This window comes from Pseudoduganella buxea (genome assembly GCF_009720835.1).
In the GTDB taxonomy this organism is placed as follows: Bacteria; Pseudomonadota; Gammaproteobacteria; order Burkholderiales; family Burkholderiaceae_D; genus Rugamonas; species Rugamonas buxea.
In genome coordinates, this window is the sequence record NZ_WNKZ01000196.1 from 1 (window position 1) to 2024 (window position 2024).

Annotated in this window: 2 protein-coding genes; both read left to right on the top strand. The window is 72.5% G+C overall.

The genetic code is table 11. The annotated features are described in order from the left end of the window. Positions 1-508, top strand: a 508-nt coding sequence (locus GM672_RS27485) for an HlyD family secretion protein (RefSeq protein ID WP_155473669.1), incomplete at its 5' end; no start/stop codon positions are given. Then, a partial coding sequence (locus tag GM672_RS27490) for an ATP-binding cassette domain-containing protein (RefSeq protein ID WP_155473670.1) occupies positions 505-2024 on the top strand: 1520 nt, incomplete at its 3' end. The genes GM672_RS27485 and GM672_RS27490, both read left to right, overlap by 4 nt.

Below are 2024 nucleotides of genomic sequence, written 5' to 3' on the forward strand. Positions count from 1 at the left end.
GCTGGTCGGTGCGCGCTCGGCCGTCGCCGCCGCCGCCGCAACGACGGCCCGTCTCGATGCCGACATCGCCGACACCCGCCTCGTCGCCCCCCGCGCCGGGCGGGTGCAGTACCGCGTGGCGCAGCCCGGCGAAGTGCTGGCGGCCGGGGGCAAGGTGCTGAACCTGGTCGACCTGCGCGACGTCTACATGACCTTCTTCGTGCCCGAGGAAAGCGCCGGCCGCGTGGCCCTCGGCAGCGAAGCGCGCATCGTGCTCGACGCGGCCCCGGCCACGGTAATTCCGGCCCGGGTGTCGTATGTGGCCAGCACGGCGCAGTTCACGCCAAAGACGGTGGAAACGGCCAGCGAACGGCAGAAGCTGATGTTCCGGGTCAAGGCCCATATCGACCGGGCCCTGCTGGAACGCTACCAGCAGCAGGTGAAGACGGGCGTGCCCGGCGTGGCCTGGCTGCGCATCGATCCGGCGCAACCGTGGCCTGCGCAGCTGGCGCTGCGTCCGCTGCCATGACAGCGGCCGCCCACGTTGCCGGACTGAGCTTGCGCTATGGCGACCGGCTGGCCCTGGATCGCGTGGATTTCACCTTGCCGGCCGGGCAGGTGACGGGCATTATCGGGCCGGACGGTGTCGGCAAGAGCAGCCTGCTGGCCACCATCGCCGGCGCGCGCCGGGTGCGGCAGGGGACGGTCACGGTACTGGGCGGCGACATGCGCCGGGCCACCACGCGGCGCGCCGTCTGCCCCCGCATCGCCTACATGCCGCAAGGGCTGGGGCGCAACCTGTATCCGACGCTGACGGTCGGCGAAAATCTGCTGTTCTTCGCCCGGCTGTTCGGGCTGGCGGCGGCGGGGCGGGGCCGCATCGTGCCGCTGACGGCCGCACTCGGCCTGCAGCCCTTCCTGGACCGGCCGGCGCAGCAGCTTTCCGGCGGCATGAAGCAGAAGCTGGGCCTGTGTTGCGCGCTGATCCACGACCCCGACCTGTTGATCCTGGACGAACCGACGACGGGCATCGATCCGCTGTCGCGGGTGCAGTTCTGGGAACTGATCGGCGCGATCCGGGCCACGCGGCCGGGCCTGTCCGTGCTGGTGGCCACGGCCTACATGGACGAGGCCGCGCGCTTCGACTGGCTGGCCGCGATGGACGGCGGCCGCATCATCGCCGGCGGCACGCCCGCCCGGCTGCTGGCCGACACCGGCTGCGCCACGCTCGACGAGGCATTCGTCGCGCTGCTGCCGGCGGCGCGCCGGGCCGGGCCCTTCGTCACACCGCCGGCCCCGCCCGTGACGGCGGACGAGGCCGCCATCGAGGCGTTCGGGCTGACGCGGCGCTTCGGCGATTTTCTTGCCGTCGAGGATGTCAGCTTTCGTATCGGCCGGGGCGAGATCTTCGGCTTCATCGGCTCGAACGGCTGCGGCAAGACGACGACGATGAAGATGCTCACGGGCCTGCTGCCCGCCAGCGCCGGCAGCGCCACCGTCTTCGGCGTCCCGCCCCAGGCCGGCGGGGCGGCGGCGCGGCGCCGGGTCGGCTACATGTCGCAGGGCTTTTCGCTGTACGGCGAGCTGACCGTGCGCCAGAACCTGGTGCTGCACGGCCGGCTCTTCGGCGTGCCGCTGGCCAGGGTCTACCATCGCTGCGCGGACATGCTGGCCCGCTTCGACCTGGCCGGCGTGGCGGACGACCTGCCGGGCCGCCTGCCGCTGGGCGTACGCCAGCGCCTGTCGCTGGCCGTGGCGATGGTCCATGCGCCGGAACTGCTGATCCTGGACGAACCCACGTCCGGCGTCGACCCGGTGGCGCGCGACCGCTTCTGGCAGCTGATGCTGGAACTGTCGCGGCGCGACGGCGTAACGATCTTCCTGTCCACCCACTTCATGAACGAAGCCGCCCGCTGCGACCGTGTGTCGCTGATGCACGCCGGCCGCCTGCTGGCCACGGGCACGCCGGCCGCCCTGGTGCGCGAAGCCGGCTGCGCCACGCTGGAAGAAGCCTTCGTGGCCGGCCTGCGCGCGGCCGGCGGTGG